Genomic DNA, 17,454 nt, shown 5'->3' with positions numbered 1-17,454 from the left:
GCAGTTCCATACCTGCGGCGAAGCATCGGCATTGCAGGATGGATCGCGCGAACGGAACGCGAACTTCCGTGCCTCCACGCAGAAAGCGTGGCAATATCACGCTGTGATTCGCAACATCGGACCTCGCCTCCCGCATGGACGACATGAACGACCTCTTCGGCACTTCGGACAAACAGCCGCAAGCCGTACGCCCGCCTTCGCGCCCAGCCGATCCGCTGGTGCAGGCAGCTGCCGCGAAGAAGGCCGCCGCGCCGCGCGATGGGTCGGAGGGCTACAGCGCGGCCGACATCGAGGTGCTGGAAGGACTGGAGCCGGTGCGCCGGCGGCCGGGCATGTATATCGGCGGCACCGACGACAAGGCGCTGCATCATCTGTTCGCCGAGGTCATCGACAATTCGATGGACGAGGCGGTGGCCGGCCACGCCACCTTCATCGAGGTCGAGCTTTCGGCCGACGGTTTCCTCACCGTCACCGACAACGGCCGCGGTATCCCGGTCGATCCGCACCCGAAATTCAAGGACAAGTCGGCGCTGGAAGTCATCATGACGACGCTGCACGCCGGCGGCAAATTCGATTCCAAGGTCTATGAGACGTCCGGCGGCCTGCACGGCGTCGGCGTGTCGGTGGTCAACGCGCTGTCCGATTCCTGTGAGGTCGAGGTCGCGCGCGGGCGCCAGCTCTACCGCCAGCGCTTTTCGCGCGGCATTCCGCAGGGGCCGCTGGAGAAGCTCGGCGAGGTGCACAATCGCCGCGGCACGCGCACCCGTTTCCATCCCGACCCCGAAATCTTCGGCAAGGGTGCGGCCTTCGAGCCGGCGCGCGTCTTCAGCATGGCACGCTCGAAGGCCTACCTGTTCGGCGGTGTCAACATCCGCTGGTCGTGCGATCCGGCCCTGCTGAAGGAGAAGGACGACACGCCGCCCAAGGCCGACTTCCATTTCCCCGGCGGCCTGAAAGACTATCTCGCCGCTTCCCTCAACGGCGACTTCCAGGTCACCCGCGAAGTCTTTGCAGGGAAAAGCGAAAAGCAGGGCGGGCACGGGTCGATCGAATGGGCCGTCACCTGGTACGGCGGCGACGGCTTCGTCCATTCCTACTGCAACACCATCCCGACCCATGAAGGCGGCACGCACGAGGCCGGTTTCCGCAACATCCTGACGCGCGGCCTGAAAGCCTATGCCGAACTGACCGGCAACAAGCGCGCCTCGATCGTCAATTCCGAAGACGTGATGATCTCGGCCGCCGGCATGCTTTCGGTGTTCATCCGCGAGCCGGAATTCGTTGGCCAGACCAAGGACCGGCTGGCCACCGTCGAGGCGATCCGCATCGTCGAGAACGCCATCCGCGATCCGTTCGACCACTGGCTGGCCGACAATCCGCAGGAAGCGACCAAGCTGCTTGACTGGGTTATCGCGCGCGCCGACGAGCGGGTGCGCCGCCGGCAAGAGAAAGAGATTTCGCGCAAGAGCGCGGTGCGCAAGCTGCGCCTGCCCGGCAAGCTCGCCGACTGCACGCAGAACGCAGCCGCCGGTGCCGAGCTTTTCATCGTCGAGGGCGACTCGGCCGGCGGCTCGGCCAAGCAGGCGCGCGACCGCGCCATGCAGGCGGTGCTGCCGCTGCGCGGCAAGATCCTCAACGTCGCCTCGGCCGGCAACGACAAACTCGCCGCCAACCAGACGATTTCCGACCTGATCCAGGCGCTCGGCTGCGGCACGCGCTCGAAATACCGCGATTCTGACCTGCGCTACGACCGCGTCATCATCATGACCGACGCCGACGTCGACGGCGCCCACATCGCCTCGCTGCTCATCACCTTCTTCTACCAGGAGATGCCGCAGCTCATCCGCGACGGCCATCTCTACATGGCGGTACCGCCGCTCTATTCGATCCGCCAGGGCGGCAAGGTCGCCTATGCGCGCGACGACGCGCACAAGGACGAACTGCTGCGCACCGAATTCACCGGACGCGGCAAGATCGAGATCGGCCGCTTCAAGGGTCTGGGCGAGATGATGGCCGGCCAGCTCAAGGAAACCACGATGGACCCGAAGAAGCGCACGCTGCTCAGGGTCGAGGTGTTGGACGAGGAAAGCGCCACCAAGGACGCCGTCGACGCGCTGATGGGCACCAAGCCGGAAGCGCGCTTCCGCTTCATCCAGGAGCGCGCCGAATTCGCCGAGGCCGAGGTTCTGGACATCTGAGCCCGGTGCGTCCAGCCTGCCTGCCGAACGCGGAGGTGGAGTGGTGAGTGCGCGGCCGGCAGGCGTCATCGGCGATTGGCTCGGTCGCGTGCCGCGCCCCACCCGCTCGGACTGGATTTTCGCGCTGCGCACCGTCTCCGCCGGGCTGATCGCGCTGCTTATCGCCTACGCGCTGAACATCGGCGAGCCGCAATGGGCGATGATGACGGTCTTCATCGTCGCCCAGCCTGTCGCCGGCATGGTGCTGGCCAAGGGGTTCTACCGGCTGGCCGGGACGCTCGCCGGCGCCGCCGCCGCGATCGCGCTGACCTGGCTGTTCGGCGCCAACCCGTGGCTGTTCGTGGCGGTGCTGTCGCTCTGGATCGGCGTCTGCACCTTCGTCTCCTCGCTGCTGCGCAATCCGGAAGCCTATGGCGCGGCCCTTGCCGGCTACACCGCCACGATCATCGCCCTGCCGGCCTTCGGCGAAACGCATCTGCTGACCGAGCTCGCCACCGCCCGCTGCGCTGAAATCGTCATCGGCATCGTCTGCGCGGCGGTGACCAGCCGGCTGATCCTGCCGCAGCTTGCCGGCGACGCCATGGGCGCGCGGCTCAAGCGCTGCGTCAACGACCTCGCAACCTACGGCGCCAACGCCTTCGGCGCGGGCGATGAGGCGAAGCTGGAAGCGCTTTACCGCAAGCTGGTCGCCGATGCCGGGGCGCTCGGCGAAATGCGAGCCTATGCGCGGCTGGAGGCGCCAAGCCAGGCGACGCGGGCTCATCCGGTCCGGCGCACCATCGGACACCTTCTGTCCGCCCTGTCGGCGGCGCGCATGCTGCGCGCCCATTCGGCGCCCGGAAACGTGGCGTTGATGCCGGTGCGCGAGCGCCTTCGGGCATTGCTGGTCGAACTGGCGGTCAGCCCGCTGGACGATACCCGCCCGTGGATCGAGCGGCTGACGGCGATCGCCGACGAGGCGCGCAAGGTGCCAGCGGCCGGCGGCGCGGAAGGCGCCGACCGCATCGGCACCGTCTCGCGGCTCACCATCGCCGGTGAATTCGCCGAAGCGCTGCGCGAGGTTCTGCTGGGGCTCGATGCGCTGCGCCGGCCGCCGTCACGGCGCGCCCGCGATCGCCGACAGCCGGCACTGGTCATCCACCGCGACCATCACGGCGCCTGGCGCAACGCCGTTCGCGCCACCATCGCCACCATGCTGGTCGCAGCCTTCTGGATCGCGACGCGCTGGTCCGAACTGGAAGGCGTCGTCATCATCATCGCCGTGGTGTCCAGCCTGTTCGCGCCGCGCCCAGATCCGGTGCAGGTCGCCTGGGGCTTCTTCAAGGGTACGCTCTACGCGCTTCCCTTCGCCTTCGTCGTCGGCCAGCTCGTCCTGCCTGCCCTGCCCGGCTTCGGCTGGTTCATGGTCTTCGTCGTGCCGATCCTCATTCCGGCGGCGCTGGCGATGGCCAACCCGCGCACCGTCGGCGTCGCCACCGCCTTCGCCATCAACTTCCTCGCCTTCCTCAGCCCGCATCAGACGATGGCCTACAACCCCGTCGTCTTCGGCGCCGGCTCGCTGTCGATCCTCATCGGCGAACTGCTGGCCATCGGCGTCTATCTCGTCGTGCTGCCGGTGGACCCCGCCGCCGCTGTCGGCCGGATCGTTCAGGCGATGCGCGAGGATCTGGTGCGGCTGTGCCTGCACGAACGCGTGCCGCGCCGCTCGGCGTTCGAGAGCCTCGCCTACGACCGCATCAACCAACTCCTGCCGCTGGCCGCCCGGGCCGGCCGGAAAGGCGAGGCGCTGTTCGGGGGCAGCATCGCGGCCGTCGCCGTCGGTCTGGAACTGCTCAGGCTGCGCGCGCTGCTGCCGGCCCATAGCCTGACGCGGGAAGCGGAAGGCGCAATCGGCGATTTCCTAAAACTCTTCGCGCGCGAATTACTGGTGCGGCCCGGAGCCGGCAAGCCTTCGGTGACGGCGGACGATATGCGGACAAGGGCCGACGCCATCGCGACCGATGGCCAGGCGACATCGCTTCACGCGGGCGCCTCGCTACGTGTCATCGCGGCAGCTATAGAGGACCACCCGGCCTTCTTCCGGGCAAAATAAAGCCTCAGGCGGCGGCAATCGCCAGTGCGTGGCCGCGGGCGTTCTGCCTCAATGCGTCTAGATGGATCGACTTGACCAGCATAGCGAGGTCGCCTTCGGCGGCCTGCCCGCCGAGTTCCTTCAGCATCAGCCAGCTCACCTCCTGCACGCCGGCGACACGCTTGCCGTTGGCCACCTCGCGCCACACCTTCAGTGCGCGCAGGATGATGGCGTGCGTGGCCCTGGCGAGCCCGGCGGCGCCGAATAGCGCAAGCAGCGCCGTGTCGTGGCCGCCGGCTAGCAGCGAACGCACCCGCTCGCCGGAATGGCCGGTCAGCGCCATCAGCGCAGAACCGAAGAAATCGATCTTGCCGTGCGCCACCGTGCGGATGAGGAAAGAGGCCGTGAGGTCGCCGCGCAGGCGAAGATGTTCGATGAGGGCCGGATGCTCGCCGGCGCGCGTGTTCTCGATCAGGGTGACGGATGCCTTCACGCAGGCGTCGCGCATGACCCGGTCGGCCCGCGCCCGACCCATCAGCGCCAGCACCAGCGGCGAGCCCGTCAGCGCTTCGCCGAGCTTGGTCAAAAGCATGTGGCGGCAATTGGCCGGCAGGCGCGGATCACCGATCAGGGCTTCGCGCAGCAGCGCCACATGACCGTGGCGCTCCGCCATGCGCCGGAAGCTCAGCGAGGCGATCTCGGCGCCGGAATTGGCAACCAGGATGACGCAGGCCTCCGGGCCGGCGATTTCGGCAAGCGCTGCGGAGACGGCCATGGACAGCATCGGCCGATCGGCGATCAGCCTGTGCGTCGCCGGCGCGCCGCCTGCCACGCGGTCGATGAGGTCGGAATCAGTCAGCAACGGCGAGCGTGCCAGAACCGGACCGGCCACTTCCGGCTGGTCGGCGGCAAGTGCCGCCACGATCTGCACCGGAGCGTGGTGGCTGGTCGACAGCACCTCGGCCAGCGCCTGCCGCACCTTGGAGGAGGCATCGTCCAGCAGCAGCGTCAGCGCCGCCTCGGCAGCGCAGCGATCCTCGAACGGCAGCTCGGCGTTGACATAGGCCCTGGCGAGCGCCGTGGCGGCAGCGGCGCGTTCGGCCACCCTTGCGGTGTCGATCCAATGAAGGAAATGCGAAACGACCATTCCTGCCGCCATGCCCCTGCCCGCCCGTTAACCCACGGCGACGTTAGACGGGAATTGGTTTACGAAGGGTTCACCATGTTCCTTAACCGGCTTGAAGGCCGCGACCGGGCGTCTTATCAACCGTTAACGGAGGACATCATGCCCGGACTTTATCTTGAGGAATTCACCATCGGTCACGTCTTCAGGCACTCCCTGCGCAAGACCGTGACCGAAAGCGACAACGTGCTGTTTTCGGTGATGACGCTGAACCCGCAGCCGCTGCACATCGACTTCGACTTCGCCGCCAAGACCGAGTGGGGCAAGCCGCTGGTCAACTCGCTGTTCACGCTTGGCCTGATGATCGGCATCTCGGTCAACGACATCACGGTCGGCACCACCGTCGCCAATCTCGGCATGAAGGAGACGGTCTTTCCGAATCCGGTGTTCCACGGCGATACGATCCGCGTGGAGACGACCGTGGTCTCGGCGCGCGATTCGAAGTCGAAGCCGGATCGCGGCATCGTCGAATTCGAGCATCGCGCCTACAACCAGAACGACGTGCTGGTGGCACGCTGCGTGCGTCAGGCGATGATGTGGAAAAAGCCTGCCTGATGCGCTCGCTGCTGTTCGTACCCGGCGATTCGGAGCGCAAGCTGGAAAAGGGTTTCGCTTCTGCGGCGGACGTGGTGATCGTCGATCTGGAAGACTCCGTGGCTCTCGCCAACAAGCAGGCGGCGCGTCGCATCGCGGCCGATTTCATCGCCGCGCACAGGAGGGATACGCAGGCGGCCATCTATGTCCGCGTCAACGACCTTCAGAGCGGCCTGACCGACGAGGATCTCGCAGCACTCGTGCCGGTTCGGCTGGACGGCGTCATGCTGCCGAAGTCCGGCGGTGGGCAGGACGTGCAGCAGCTTTCGGCCAAACTCAGGGTGCATGAGGCCGAAGCCGGCCTGCCGGACGGTGGGATAAAGATCCTGCCGATTGTTACCGAGACCGCCGGCGCCGTCCTTGCCGCCGCGAGCTACGCCGGCGCAAGCGCCCGGCTCGCCGGCCTGACCTGGGGCGCGGAGGACCTTTCGGCGGCGATCGGTGCGCAGGCCGCCCGCGATGGCAGCGGACGCTACACCGATGTGTTCCGGCTGGCGCGGGCGCTCACCCTGCTCGCGGCGTCGTCGGCCGACGTCACAGCCGTCGACACGGTCTATCCGGATTTCCGCGACGCCGCCGGTTTCGCGGCGGAATGCGCCGAGGCCGAGCGCGACGGCTTCAACGCCAAGATGGCGATCCATCCCGACCAGGTGCCGGTCATCAACGCGGCCTTCACGCCGTCGCGCGAGGCGGTCGAGCGCTCGGCGGCCGTGGTGGCCGCCTTCGCGGCCGCCGGCGATCCGGGCGTCGTCTCGATCGACGGCAAGATGTTCGACCGGCCGCATCTCAGGCTCGCCGAACGGCTGCTAGCACGGGCGAAAGCGGCTGGCGTCTATTCCGTCCAAGGACCCGAATAATCGGTAACGAGCGTCGCCGGATCCGGACGCGGCCGCTCCGGCGCCGCGCCGGAGAAGGTGCCGATGTGGACGAAGCCGACGACACGCTCATGCGGCGCGAGGCCGAGGATCGCCCTGCCCTCCGGCACGTACGAATACCAGTTGGTGATCATGTTGGTGCGATAGCCGAGCGCGTTGGCCGCGAGCGCGAGGTTCATCGCCGCCATGCCGCCCGACAGGAACATCTCCCATTGCGGGATCTTCGGGCTTTCCTTCGGGCTGGAGACGACCCCGATGACCAGCGGCGCGCGCGAGAATCGCGCCAGCTCCTGGTTGCGGCGATTTTCCGCCAGCGGCCCTTCACGGCTTTCGGCCAGTTCGGCCAGCTTCTCGCCGATCTCGACGCGGGCCTCGCCCCGATAGAGGATGAAGCGCCACGGCACCAGCCGGCCATGATCGGGCACGCGCGCAGCCGCCGCGATGATGGTGGCGATCTCGGCGTCGCTCGGCCCTGGTTCGAGCAACTCCGAGATGGGAGCCGAACTGCGGGTCAGCAGGAAATCGATGATAGGCGACGACATGGCGCGGTTCTCCTGAACGGGATTTGGCTGAAGCGCGCCCTTTGGGAAAGAATCGGCGGCTCGGGCGTGGCGCGAGAGCGCCGGCAGGCCTTGAAATTGCCACCACATTGGGCTTCAACGCAAGGCATGATCTCGAGGGGTTTCCACCTTTTGTCGCCTGCCTGTGCGGTAGCGCTGCTGGCCGCCGTCAGCGGACCTGCAACGGCACAGGAAAAGGACGTCCTGAAGAACCTCAACCTTCCCGACATCTCCAGCTATGCGCCGCCCCATGGCGACAAGTCCCTCGCCTCAGGCACACATGGCGACGTGACACTGAGCGCCCAGCTCATGGACAAGGGCGCCGATATCACCCGCGGTATCGTCTGGCGCGTCTTCAAGCCGGAACCGGGCGCCGACGGCAAGCTGCCGATGGTGGCGTCGGCGCATGGCGGCACGGCCGCCTTCACGCTGGAGCCCGGCAGCTACCTGGTCCATGCCTCCTACGGGCGTGCCGGAGCCACCAAGCGAATCACCGTCGGCCGCGAGCCGAAGCGCGAAAGCCTGGTGCTCGACGCCGGCGGCCTCGAACTGGATGCCGTGCTTGCCGGCGGCCAGCGCATTCCGCCCGGCAAGCTGCGCTTCTCGATCTACGAGGGCAAGGCCGAGGCCGGCGGCGAACGGGCGCTGATCGTCCCGAACGTCAAGCCCAACACGGTCGTCCGGCTCAATGCGGGCACCTACCATGTCGTTTCGACCTATGGCGCGACCAATGCGGTGGTGCGCTCCGACATCCGCGTCGAGGCCGGCAAATTGACCGAAGCAACGGTCGAACACCATGCCGCCGAAGTCACCATGAAGCTGGTCCGCGAAGACGGCGGCGAGGCGATCGCCGACACCTCATGGTCGGTGCTCAACGGGGCTGGCGACCCGGTCAAGGAAGCCGTCGGCGCCTATGCCCCGATGGTTCTGGCCGAGGGCCAGTACACGGTCATCGCCAAGAACCGCGACCGCATCTATCAGAAAGATTTCGCCGTCGAGGCCGGCAAGAACACGGAAGTCGAGGTGATCGCCTCGGAAGCCTCGGCCATCGATCCGGAAGAAGGCGCGGACTGAGCGAAGGCACTCCGACGCCAGAGCGGCAGCGGGCCGAAACGCCTCCCCGGACGCTTCGGCTCCAGATCGAATACCGCGCGATGCAGCCTGCCCAACAGCGCCTTTCGGTCGCGCAGGCTTTCAAGCTCGTTCCATGGCAATACCGCACCGACCCGCATTTCGATCACGCTGCCGGACAGGCGCGCGAATTCGCGAATCAGCAGGGAAATGCGCAAGGTCAGCGACGCCCTGCCGATAAACCTGGCGAGGCGCCCTTGCCGCTCCGCCAGTTTCATCGGTCCGCTGACGATATGGAACAACCGGCCGTTCTGGCCGGAGAAATGGACCGGGATCACGGACGCCTTTGCGTCCTGGACGAGGCGTGCCGGAAACATCTTCCACGGCAGGTCCCTTGCCCGCCCGAAGCCTTTCGGCGCGGTGGCGACCCCGCCGGCGGGGAAGACGACGATCGTCACGCCTTCCTTCAGGAGGCGCACGGCCTCATGGCGCACGGCCATGTTGTTCTTCAACGCTTCCTTGGTTTCCGAGAAATCGACCGGCAGCGCATACGGCTCCATTTCGCGCACCCGTAGCAGATCCTTGTGGATCATCACACGGAAAGGGCGGCCGAGCCGTTCGGCCAGGGACAGGATGGCAATGCCGTCGCCGATGCCGAAAGGATGGTTGGCGACGATGACGAGCGGCGTATCGGGCAGGACCGCCGGCGGCCAGTTGTCGGCATTGCATATGGTGACGTCGATCAGCTCAAGCATGCGGCCGAAGATGAGATGGCCGGTGGTGGCGACGTCGCGGCGCCAGAAATCGTACAGGGCAGCAAAGCGGTCGCGTCCGGACAGGCCTTCGATCGACCGGATGAACCACCGCGCAAGAGGGGGTTGCCCGTCATTGGCGTAGGAAAGCTCGGGAAACGGTCGCGGTCGCGTCTTCAGGACTGGCATGAAGACTGGATAGCCGCCAGCGATGACAGGCATATGAAAATGGCGGTGGAATGCTCCACCGCCACCTTTTCAGGCCGTTCCCGTCAGGGGCGACCTCATCAGGCCAGGGCGCGCTTGCGGCGCAGGTCCGGCGGCACCGCCTCTTCGACCAGAGCGGAGACTGCCTCGTCCAGCGTCATCGCCTGCTGGGCGCGCGAGCCGAGGCGGCGCAGGTTGACGGTGCCCTCCGCCTCGCGCCGGCCGCACACCAGGATGACCGGCACCTTGGCAAGGCTGTGCTCGCGCACCTTGTAGTTGATCTTCTCGTTGCGCAGGTCGGCCTCGGCGGTCAGGCCGGCGGCCTTCAGGCGCGCGACAACCCTGGCTGCGTAGTCGTCGGCATCCGAGGTGATCGTCGCCACCACCACCTGCACCGGCGCGAACCAGAGCGGGAAATGGCCGGAAAAGTTCTCGATCAGGATGCCGAGGAATCGTTCCAGCGAGCCGGCGATGGCGCGATGCACCATGACGGGCTGCTTCTTTTCCGAATCCGAGCCGATGTAGAAGGCGCCGAATCGCTCCGGCAGATTGAAGTCCACCTGCGTGGTGCCGCACTGCCATTCGCGGCCGATGGCGTCCTTCAGCGTGTATTCGAACTTCGGGCCGTAGAAGGTGCCCTCGCCTTCGTTGATGCCGGTCTTGATGCGGTTGTCCTCGCGCGCCATCTTCGCCAGCGCCCGCCGCAAAATATCCTCGGCATGGTCCCACATGGCGTCGGTGCCGACCCGTTTTTCCGGGCGCGTGGCGAGCTTGACCTCAACCTCGTCGAAGCCGAAATCCTCATAAACCGACATCATCAGGTCGTTGATCTTGAGGATTTCCGCTTCAAGCTGTTCTTCCGTGCAGAAGATGTGCGCGTCGTCCTGGGTGAAGCCGCGCACGCGCATCAGCCCGTGCAAGGCGCCGGACGCCTCGTAACGATGGACATTGCCGAATTCGGCAAGCCGGATCGGCAGATCGCGGTAGGACTTCAAGCCATGCTTGAAGATCTGCACATGGCCGGGGCAGTTCATCGGCTTCAGGGCGAAGACGCGCTGGTCGGCATCCGGATCGTCGGGATGGGTGAAGGCATGCGCAGACTTCACCGCGAACATGTTCTCCTGATACCAGCCCCAGTGACCGGACGTCTCCCACAGCGACTTGTCGAGCACCTGCGGCGCGTTGACTTCCTGATAGTCGTCGTCGATGCGGCGGCGCATGTAGGAGATCAGGTTCTGGAAGACCCGCCAGCCCTTGGCGTGCCAGAAGACGACGCCCGGCCCCTCCTCCTGGAAATGGAACAGGTCCATCTCGCGGCCGAGCTTGCGGTGGTCGCGCTTCTCGGCCTCCTCCAGCATTGTCAGATAGGCGTCTAGCTGCACCTGGTCGGCCCATGCGGTGCCGTAGATGCGCGTCAGCATGGGGTTGTTGCTGTCGCCGCGCCAATAAGCGCCGGCCACCTTCATCAGCTTGAAGGCGGAGCCGATCTGCCCGGTCGAGGCCATGTGCGGGCCGCGGCAAAGGTCGAACCAGTCGCCCTGATGGTAGATCTTGACGTCCTGATCGGCGGGAATGGCGTCGATCAGCTCGACCTTGTAGGCCTCGCCCTTGTCGCGGAAAACCTGCTTGGCCTTGTCGCGCGACCAGACCTCCTTGGTGAACGGCTTGTTGCGCGCGATGATCTCGCGCATCTTCTTCTCGATGACCGGGAAATCCTCCAGCGAGAACGGCTCATTGCGGGCGAAGTCGTAATAGAAGCCGTTCTCGATCACCGGGCCGATGGTCACCTGGGTTCCCGGCCACAGTTCCTGCACGGCCTCGGCCAGAACGTGCGCGGCGTCGTGGCGGATCAATTCCAGCGCGCGCGGGTCTTCGCGGGTGACGATCTCGACCGCGCCGGAAGCGCCCAGCGGATCGGCGAGATCGCGCAGCGTGCCGTCGAATGTATAGGCGACAGCCTTCTTCGACAGCGATTTGGAGATGGATTCGGCCAGTTGCGCGCCGGTGGTCGCCGCGTCGTATTCGCGAACGGAGCCATCGGGAAATGTGAGGGAAACCTGGGACATTCTTCACTCCTATCCAGTCCCGCAAACGAGCGCGGGTGGTTGATCGCCGGATAAGGTCCGGCAGCGCCGTGTCTTTTAGTCAGCGGATCGGAGGTCGTAAAGCGGCAGCCGCCGGTTTCTCAGGCCGCCGGGTCCAGCCTCTCAGGGTGCCTCGACGGTGATGCAGTCGAACTTGCGCTGCTTGAGCGCGGCGCATGCCTTTCCGGCAGCGGCGTGATCCTCGAAGCCATCGAAGCGGGCGCGGTAGAGCTTCTTGCCGCCGGCGACGACCGGCTCGACACTCGTCGTCAGCCCGGCCCGCGCGAAACCTGCCAGCGCCGAGACCTTGTCGAGCAACGCACGGGCTGCCCCGGCGCTGGGAAGCGCTGCGATCTGGATCTTCCATGCGGAGATCGCCGGCACCACGCCGCCGTCGCCTTGCTCGATGAGGGAATCGTCCATGGCGACCTCCTCCAACGGCCGCGGGGTCGGCAACGGCACGCGCATGGCGATTTGCGGCTGGGCGGCGCTCTTGCTGCCGAAGCGGGTCAGGAGCGCCGCCATCCGGTCGTCGCGCTTGCGCGCGGTCCTGCCGCCCAGCACCACGCCGATGAGGTGGCGCCCGCCGCTGTTAAGCGAACTGACGATATTGTAGCCGGCCAGATTGGTGAAGCCGGTCTTGATGCCGTCCACCCCGTCGTAGCGGTACATCAGGTTGTTATGGCCCCTCAGCCGCTTGCCGCGATAGACGAAGGAGGCTTGAGAAAACCGCTTGTATTCTCTGGGAAAATCACGCTGCAAGGCGCGGCCCAGCCGTGCCATGTCGCGCGCCGTCGTCGTTTGCCGGTGCCCGTCGGACAGGCCGGACGGATTGGTGAAGATCGTGTTCTTAAGGCCGAGTTGCCGGCCGCGCTTCGTCATCAGGCGGCCGAAGGCGGCTTCCGATCCCGCCAGATGCTCGCCGATCGCGGCGGCGGCATCGTTGGCGGAAATGACGATCATGCCGTCCACGGCCTCGCGCACGCTGATCGTGCTGCCCGGTTTGATCCAGAGCTTCATCGGGATCTTGGCCGAGGCTTTGCGCGAAACGGTAATGCGGTCGTTCCAGTGCAGGCGGCCATCGTGCAAGGCTTCGAACGTCAGGTAGAGCGTCATCATCTTGGCCAGGGAAGCCGGCGGCTGGACATGGTTGCCGCCATCCTCACCCAGAAAGACGCCGCTGTCGGCATCGAGCACCGCCCAGGACGTAGCCATTGCGGCACCGGCACCGAGGCTCACGGCTGCGGCCATGAACAGGACCGCAAAGACATGCCGGACACGCCGTTCGGTAAAGACCCGCATTGGTCCCCTCTCCCCAAAGCAACAACGGCCAGCGGGGCACGCATCGTGATGCGGACCGGCGGCCTTCCGGCTGGACTGTGCTAAGGGCACGCTAACAAATCATGAAGCGAAGATTAACGATTGCGGCCAGCGGTGTGGCGAACACCGCTCATCCGGCGGCATCGCTGCGCTTCTTACCCACCCGCCAGTAGCGCCAGGGTGCCCACCAGGCGAGATCGTCGGTCAGCCGCTCCGGCACGTTGTCGATGCCGTGCGTGCCGCCCGGCCCGCAGCGCAGCACCCGGAAGAGGCCCAGCCAGCCACCTGCCCACAGGCCATGCCGGGCGATCGCCTCATAAGCGTATTCCGAGCAGGTCGGCATGTGGCGGCAGGTGTTGCCAATGAAGCCGGACAGAGTGAGTTGATAAAGCCGCACCAATCCGGTGCCGGCGAGGCGCGCCGGCGTGCGCGGCCACGGCCCGGCCCAGTTGCGGGAGCGGTTCGCGGCCGGCTTTGCGTGAGGATGGTCGTGCATGGGCTCAAGATAGGCGCTTCGCCGTCGTGGCGCGAGGCGCGTTCTTCCGTCAAGAGGCGGTCGTCAAGCAGGAGTGAACAGTGAGTGCTGTCCGTTCAATTTGAATAACGCCGGAACGCCCCCTATCTTGCCCTGCAAACAACCTGGCGCATCGTCCGAACTCTCGGTCAAGCGCCGTCTCGGCGCCGGAAGTCGTGCTGGCCGGCATCGCCACCCGCACCAAGCGCATCAAGCTGGGGTCAGCCGTCACCGTTCTATCGTCCGACGACCCGATCCGCGTCTTCGAGCGTTTCTCGACCGTCAACGCGCTGTCGAACGGGCGCGCCGAGGTGATCCTCGGTCGTGGCTCCTTCACGGAATCCTTTCCGCTGTTCGGTTATAAGCTGAGCGACTACGAAGTCCTGTTCGAGCAGAAACTCGACCTGTTCGCGGCGCTGCTCGCCAACGGTCCGGTCAGCTGGGATGGCGAACTCCGGCCGCCGCTCAAGGACGTCACCGTCTATCCGCGAATCGAAAGCGGCAAGCTCAGCGCCTGGATCGGCGTCGGCGGTTCGCCGGAATCGGTCGTGCGTTCCGTGCACTACCGGATCCCGATGACGCTCGCCATCATCGGCGGCGACCCGAAGCGGTTCCTGCCATTCGTCGATCTTTACAAGCGCGCCCAGCAGCAGATGGGCGCGGAGGCTATGCCGCTCGGCGTTCATTCGCCGGGTTACGTTGCCGAGACGGACGAGCAGGCGCGCGAGGAGCTCTGGCCCGGCTACAAGGCCATGCACGACCGCATCGGCCGGGAGCGCGGCTGGCCGGAGACGACCAAGGATAGCTTCATCCGCGAGATCGAACTCGGCTCGACCTATGCCGGCTCGCCTGAAACCGTGGCGAAGAAGATCGCCGCCACGATCAAGGCGCTCGGCAACGACCGCTTCGACCTGAAATATTCGGCCGGCACCACCAGCCACGAAAAGATGATGAAAAGCATCGAACTCTACGGCACCAAGGTGATCCCGATGGTGCGCGACATGCTGGCGGAGAAGGACAAGGCCGCCTGACAGCTTGCCTGCGAACAATTGCAAACAAAAAAGGGCCGGCATGCTGCCGGCCCTTTTTCTATGCCAGTCGCCGGCTATTTGAGGCCAGCTTCGTAACGGTCCCAGTTCTTTACGATGTCCTGTGCGAAGGCATTGCCGACGCGGAAGGCGTTCTCGGTCGCCGGGCCGAACCCACCGGATTTGGCGGCAAGCGATTCGGCCGCGCCCTGGCCGTCATGGGGTCGGTCGAAATTGGAAGCCGTGCGCAACACCGCGACGCGGTTGAAATCCAGCTTTCCGGCACTCGCCGCGCGCTTCAGCGCCGTCAGCGTCGCATTGTCCTCCATCTGGCTGGTGCAGTAGTCGGCCTTGCCGTCGGTCAGGGTCTTCGCGTGGGCCGCCATTTCCGTCGCGATCTCGGCGCCGTGCCAATAGGTGTCCGCCGATATGGTCGTGCAGACCGTCACGCCCGGCTTGGCCCTGGCAGCCTCTTGCGTATAAAGCGCGCGATAGGCGGCGGCATCATCGCTGTCGGCAAGTTCGGTGTACTTGCTCGCGGCGACGGCGGCATCCAGAACCGCCTTGTTCATCTCATACACTTCGGTCCCGGCGCCCCAGCCTTGCTTTTCGCCGGGGGCTTTCGCGCCCAGCTCGACCACAGTCGAGGTCCAGCCAGCGGGGATGTCGGCCTTGCCGATACGATGGAAGAGCCCGCCGTCGACCACATAGTCGGCCCAGGCAGCCGAACCGAGCGTGCCCTTGGAGGGGTCGATACCGGCGATGCCAGCAACGATGAAATAGGTCTTCGACAGGTCGAACTTGTCCGACAGGGCGACCGCCGCGGTCGAGGTCGCGGCATCGGCAAAGCCCATGGTCGTCGTCATCACGCACAGGTCACCGTTGCAGGAGACTTCGGGCGCGTCTGCAGCCAGGCCCGGCACCGCGACCTTTTCGGAGAGTTGAAGATTGTCGAGCCACGGCTTGGTTTCCGCTCCGAACATGGTGATGACCATCACCTTCGGAGCGATCGGCTGTGCCATCGCAACAGCGGGAGCGGCCAGGGCGAGAACGCCCAGGCCAAGCGTTTTGAAGAACATGGAGCCTCCGGGAGGAACGAGGGATAACCACCCGTTCCTATCCGAACGTCAGCCGGCCGGCGACGTGCGACTCCCAAGAAAGTTGTGAATGTCAGGCCGCCTCGCCGGCGTGCCGGGCTTCGATCTGGCCGATGCAATCGACCACGGCGTCGAAGGTCAGCATTGTCGAGGCGTGGCGCGCCTTGTAGTCGCGCACAGGCTCCAGATATTTCAGTTCCTCGAAACGGCCTGCCGGCGGCGGGCCGCCTTCCTTCAGCATCTTCAGCATCGTTTCGCGCAACGAGCGCAGTTCCTCGGCCGTTGCGCCGACGACGTGTCGTGCCATGATGGACGACGAGGCTTGGCCGAGCGCGCAGGCCTTCACTTCATGAGCGAAATCGGTGACGACGCCGTCCTGCATCTTCAGGTCGACGGTGACGGTCGAGCCGCACAGCTTGGAGTGCGCCTTGGCGGTCGCGTCGGGATGATCGAGATGACCGATACGGGCGATGTTTCCGGCAAAACCGAGAATTTTCGCGTTGTAGACGTCGTCGATCATGATTTTCCGGTCCATCGCCGCGCCGCGAACAAGCTTTGCCGCTGGCCAGCCTTTCATTCGCTCGGCACCACCATATATAATGGTTGCAATCCGGGAACGGCAAGGCGATCCACGCATCCAAGACCCGGAACCATGTCACGCCGCTTTCGGGGCAGCCGCTCCGTGGAAGGCTGTGGTCCGTTCAACTCGTCCCTTCGCGCAAGGGACTACGGGAGACGCCTTTGATGGACGCCGTTGCCAAGAAAATCATGCCGCCCTCTGTTTACCTCGACAAGCCGGTGACCGATCGGCCGACCCAGGCCGAGGTTGAAGCCGCCGTTCGCACCCTGATCCGCTGGACGGGCGACGATCCTGACCGGGAGGGCCTGGTCGATACGCCGAAGCGAGTCGCCAAAGCCTATCGGGAGATGTTCGGCGGCTACGACATGTGCCCGGCCGACGAGCTCGGCCGGACCTTCGAGGAAGTCGCCGGCTACGACGATCTCGTGCTGGTCAAGGACATCCAGTTCCACTCGCATTGCGAGCACCACATGGTGCCGATCATCGGCAAGGCGCATGTCGGCTACCTGCCCGATGGCAAGGTCGTCGGCCTGTCGAAGATCGCCCGCGTGGTGGACATCTTCGCGCACCGTCTGCAGACGCAGGAAGCGATGACGGCGCAGATTGCCGGCGTCATCCAGGATGTGCTCAACCCGCGCGGCGTCGCCGTCATGATCGAGGCCGAGCATATGTGCATGGCTATGCGCGGCATCCGCAAGCAGGGCTCGACCACCCTGACCTCGACCTTCACCGGCGTCTTCCGCGACCATCCGGAAGAGCAGCTGCGCTTCGTCACCATGGTGCGCGGCGGCGGCATCGGCTAAGCGGCCGGGTCGTCGTCACAGGAAAGGAGCCGGCCGAGGTCGGCAGTCAAGCATGTCGGCCTTTGAGTTCGATCCTCCCTCCTCCGACAAGAAGACGCTCGAAGACGGCGAGGTCTTCACGCCGCGTTTCGACGCGAACGGGCTGGTCACCGCCGTCGTCACCGACGCTAGCGACGGCAAGCTCCTGATGGTTGCGCACATGAACGCCGAGGCGCTGGCGCTGACGCTGGAGACCGGCATCGCGCACTACTGGTCGCGTTCGCGCAAGGCGCTGTGGAAAAAGGGCGAGACGTCCGGCAACGTGCAGAAGGTGGTCGCCGTGCTCACGGATTGTGACCAGGATGCCGTCTGGCTGCGCGTGAATGTGTTGGGCCACGATGCAACCTGTCATACCGGCAGGCGTTCTTGTTTCTATCGGACGGTGGGGCTGAAGGACGGCAAGGCAACCCTTGCCAGCGACGGCAGCGCGCCGCTGTTCGATGCGGAAGAAACGTATCGAAATCCTTCGTGAATCCCT

15 protein-coding genes and 1 pseudogene are annotated in these 17,454 nt (G+C 65.7%); 8 read left to right on the top strand and 8 right to left on the bottom strand.

The annotated features are described in order from the left end of the window. The first annotated feature begins 134 nt into the window (after window positions 1–134). The gene (gene parE / locus FGU64_RS02235; protein WP_139950702.1) at window positions 135–2,198 is read left to right on the top strand and encodes a DNA topoisomerase IV subunit B; all 2,064 of its coding nucleotides are present in this window, start codon (window positions 135–137) and stop codon (window positions 2,196–2,198) included. Between the two features lie 43 nt (window positions 2,199–2,241). Continuing rightward, on the top strand, window positions 2,242–4,290 hold the full coding sequence (locus tag FGU64_RS02230) for an FUSC family protein (RefSeq protein WP_246671220.1): 2,049 nt from the start codon (window positions 2,242–2,244) through the stop codon (window positions 4,288–4,290). A 4-nt stretch (window positions 4,291–4,294) separates the two neighbouring features. Here the strand turns inward: FGU64_RS02230 and FGU64_RS02225 are convergent, their stop codons facing one another. Continuing rightward, window positions 4,295–5,416 carry a DUF2336 domain-containing protein gene (locus FGU64_RS02225; protein WP_139955239.1) on the bottom strand — a complete coding sequence of 374 codons (1,122 nt, stop codon included), beginning with the start codon at window positions 5,414–5,416 and terminating at the stop codon, window positions 4,295–4,297. Between the two features lie 138 nt (window positions 5,417–5,554). Here FGU64_RS02225 and FGU64_RS02220 point away from each other — a divergent pair, with 138 nt between their 5' ends. Both FGU64_RS02220 and FGU64_RS02215 read left to right on the top strand, forming a co-directional pair. Continuing rightward, window positions 5,555–6,007: a MaoC family dehydratase gene (locus FGU64_RS02220; RefSeq protein ID WP_139950700.1), complete on the top strand. Its 453-nt coding sequence runs from the start codon at window positions 5,555–5,557 to the stop codon at window positions 6,005–6,007. Beyond that, the gene (locus FGU64_RS02215; RefSeq protein WP_139955238.1) at window positions 6,007–6,903 is read left to right on the top strand and encodes a CoA ester lyase; all 897 of its coding nucleotides are present in this window, start codon (window positions 6,007–6,009) and stop codon (window positions 6,901–6,903) included. Before FGU64_RS02220 ends, FGU64_RS02215 begins: the two co-directional genes overlap by 1 nt. Here FGU64_RS02215 and FGU64_RS02210 read toward each other — a convergent pair. Beyond that, complete coding sequence (locus FGU64_RS02210) at window positions 6,879–7,463, bottom strand: nitroreductase family protein (RefSeq protein WP_139950699.1); 585 nt, start codon at window positions 7,461–7,463, stop codon at window positions 6,879–6,881. The genes FGU64_RS02215 and FGU64_RS02210 overlap by 25 nt on opposite strands. A gap of 126 nt (window positions 7,464–7,589) precedes the next feature. On the opposite strand from FGU64_RS02210, the gene FGU64_RS02205 reads away from it, so the two are divergent. Then, entirely contained in the window at window positions 7,590–8,555 is a 966-nt protein-coding gene (locus FGU64_RS02205) for a hypothetical protein (RefSeq protein WP_246671219.1), read from the top strand. Here the strand turns inward: FGU64_RS02205 and FGU64_RS02200 are convergent. The 4 genes from FGU64_RS02200 to yidD form a co-directional block, all read right to left on the bottom strand. After that, window positions 8,459–9,493, bottom strand: coding sequence for a lysophospholipid acyltransferase family protein (locus tag FGU64_RS02200; protein ID WP_139950698.1), 1,035 nt, complete (start codon window positions 9,491–9,493; stop codon window positions 8,459–8,461). The genes FGU64_RS02205 and FGU64_RS02200 overlap by 97 nt on opposite strands. Before the next feature lie 98 nt (window positions 9,494–9,591). Next, window positions 9,592–11,577 carry a threonine--tRNA ligase gene (thrS, locus tag FGU64_RS02195; RefSeq protein ID WP_139950697.1) on the bottom strand — a complete coding sequence of 662 codons (1,986 nt, stop codon included), beginning with the start codon at window positions 11,575–11,577 and terminating at the stop codon, window positions 9,592–9,594. A 141-nt stretch (window positions 11,578–11,718) separates the two neighbouring features. Beyond that, window positions 11,719–12,897 carry a D-alanyl-D-alanine carboxypeptidase family protein gene (locus tag FGU64_RS02190; protein ID WP_246671218.1) on the bottom strand — a complete coding sequence of 393 codons (1,179 nt, stop codon included), beginning with the start codon at window positions 12,895–12,897 and terminating at the stop codon, window positions 11,719–11,721. Between the two features lie 148 nt (window positions 12,898–13,045). Continuing rightward, on the bottom strand, window positions 13,046–13,411 hold the full coding sequence (gene yidD / locus FGU64_RS02185; RefSeq protein WP_139950696.1) for a membrane protein insertion efficiency factor YidD: 366 nt from the start codon (window positions 13,409–13,411) through the stop codon (window positions 13,046–13,048). 173 nt (window positions 13,412–13,584) lie between these two features. Between yidD and FGU64_RS02180 the strand changes: the two are divergent. Next, window positions 13,585–14,460 (top strand): annotated as a pseudogene (locus tag FGU64_RS02180) (LLM class flavin-dependent oxidoreductase); the annotation flags it as partial. Between the two features lie 74 nt (window positions 14,461–14,534). On the opposite strand, the gene FGU64_RS02175 reads toward FGU64_RS02180, so the two are convergent. Together FGU64_RS02175 and FGU64_RS02170 are read right to left on the bottom strand one after the other, a co-directional pair. Next, window positions 14,535–15,536 carry a purine nucleoside permease gene (locus FGU64_RS02175; protein ID WP_139950694.1) on the bottom strand — a complete coding sequence of 334 codons (1,002 nt, stop codon included), beginning with the start codon at window positions 15,534–15,536 and terminating at the stop codon, window positions 14,535–14,537. Between the two features lie 91 nt (window positions 15,537–15,627). Further along, the gene (locus FGU64_RS02170) at window positions 15,628–16,074 is read right to left on the bottom strand and encodes an iron-sulfur cluster assembly scaffold protein (protein ID WP_136355606.1); all 447 of its coding nucleotides are present in this window, start codon (window positions 16,072–16,074) and stop codon (window positions 15,628–15,630) included. Window positions 16,075–16,298: 224 nt separating this feature from the next. On the opposite strand from FGU64_RS02170, the gene folE reads away from it, so the two are divergent. Together folE and hisI are read left to right on the top strand one after the other, a co-directional pair. After that, window positions 16,299–16,937 carry a GTP cyclohydrolase I FolE gene (gene folE / locus FGU64_RS02165; RefSeq protein ID WP_139950693.1) on the top strand — a complete coding sequence of 213 codons (639 nt, stop codon included), beginning with the start codon at window positions 16,299–16,301 and terminating at the stop codon, window positions 16,935–16,937. A gap of 52 nt (window positions 16,938–16,989) precedes the next feature. After that, window positions 16,990–17,448, top strand: a complete 459-nt coding sequence (hisI, locus tag FGU64_RS02160) for a phosphoribosyl-AMP cyclohydrolase (protein WP_139950692.1) — start codon at window positions 16,990–16,992, stop codon at window positions 17,446–17,448. Window positions 17,449–17,454: the final 6 nt, after the last annotated feature.

Source organism: Mesorhizobium sp. 8 (assembly GCF_006351905.1).
GTDB classification, from domain to species: Bacteria; Pseudomonadota; Alphaproteobacteria; order Rhizobiales; family Rhizobiaceae; genus Mesorhizobium; species Mesorhizobium composti.
Note: the sequence above shows the minus strand (reverse complement) of the source record. Positions and strands in the feature narration are given on the sequence as shown.

Excerpts from the sequence above, each read along its gene's own strand:
- parE (WP_139950702.1), top strand. The coding sequence starts at position 135 with ATGGACGACATGAACGACCTCTTCGGCACTTCGGACAAACAGCCGCAA.
- FGU64_RS02225 (WP_139955239.1), bottom strand. The coding sequence starts at position 5,416 with ATGGTCGTTTCGCATTTCCTTCATTGGATCGACACCGCAAGGGTGGCC.
- FGU64_RS02220 (WP_139950700.1), top strand. The coding sequence starts at position 5,555 with ATGCCCGGACTTTATCTTGAGGAATTCACCATCGGTCACGTCTTCAGG.
- FGU64_RS02215 (WP_139955238.1), top strand. The coding sequence starts at position 6,007 with ATGCGCTCGCTGCTGTTCGTACCCGGCGATTCGGAGCGCAAGCTGGAA.
- FGU64_RS02210 (WP_139950699.1), bottom strand. The coding sequence starts at position 7,463 with ATGTCGTCGCCTATCATCGATTTCCTGCTGACCCGCAGTTCGGCTCCC.
- FGU64_RS02205 (WP_246671219.1), top strand. The coding sequence starts at position 7,590 with ATGATCTCGAGGGGTTTCCACCTTTTGTCGCCTGCCTGTGCGGTAGCG.
- FGU64_RS02200 (WP_139950698.1), bottom strand. The coding sequence starts at position 9,493 with ATGCCAGTCCTGAAGACGCGACCGCGACCGTTTCCCGAGCTTTCCTAC.
- thrS (WP_139950697.1), bottom strand. The coding sequence starts at position 11,577 with ATGTCCCAGGTTTCCCTCACATTTCCCGATGGCTCCGTTCGCGAATAC.
- FGU64_RS02190 (WP_246671218.1), bottom strand. The coding sequence starts at position 12,897 with ATGCGGGTCTTTACCGAACGGCGTGTCCGGCATGTCTTTGCGGTCCTG.
- yidD (WP_139950696.1), bottom strand. The coding sequence starts at position 13,411 with ATGCACGACCATCCTCACGCAAAGCCGGCCGCGAACCGCTCCCGCAAC.
- FGU64_RS02175 (WP_139950694.1), bottom strand. The coding sequence starts at position 15,536 with ATGTTCTTCAAAACGCTTGGCCTGGGCGTTCTCGCCCTGGCCGCTCCC.
- FGU64_RS02170 (WP_136355606.1), bottom strand. The coding sequence starts at position 16,074 with ATGATCGACGACGTCTACAACGCGAAAATTCTCGGTTTTGCCGGAAAC.
- folE (WP_139950693.1), top strand. The coding sequence starts at position 16,299 with ATGGACGCCGTTGCCAAGAAAATCATGCCGCCCTCTGTTTACCTCGAC.
- hisI (WP_139950692.1), top strand. The coding sequence starts at position 16,990 with ATGTCGGCCTTTGAGTTCGATCCTCCCTCCTCCGACAAGAAGACGCTC.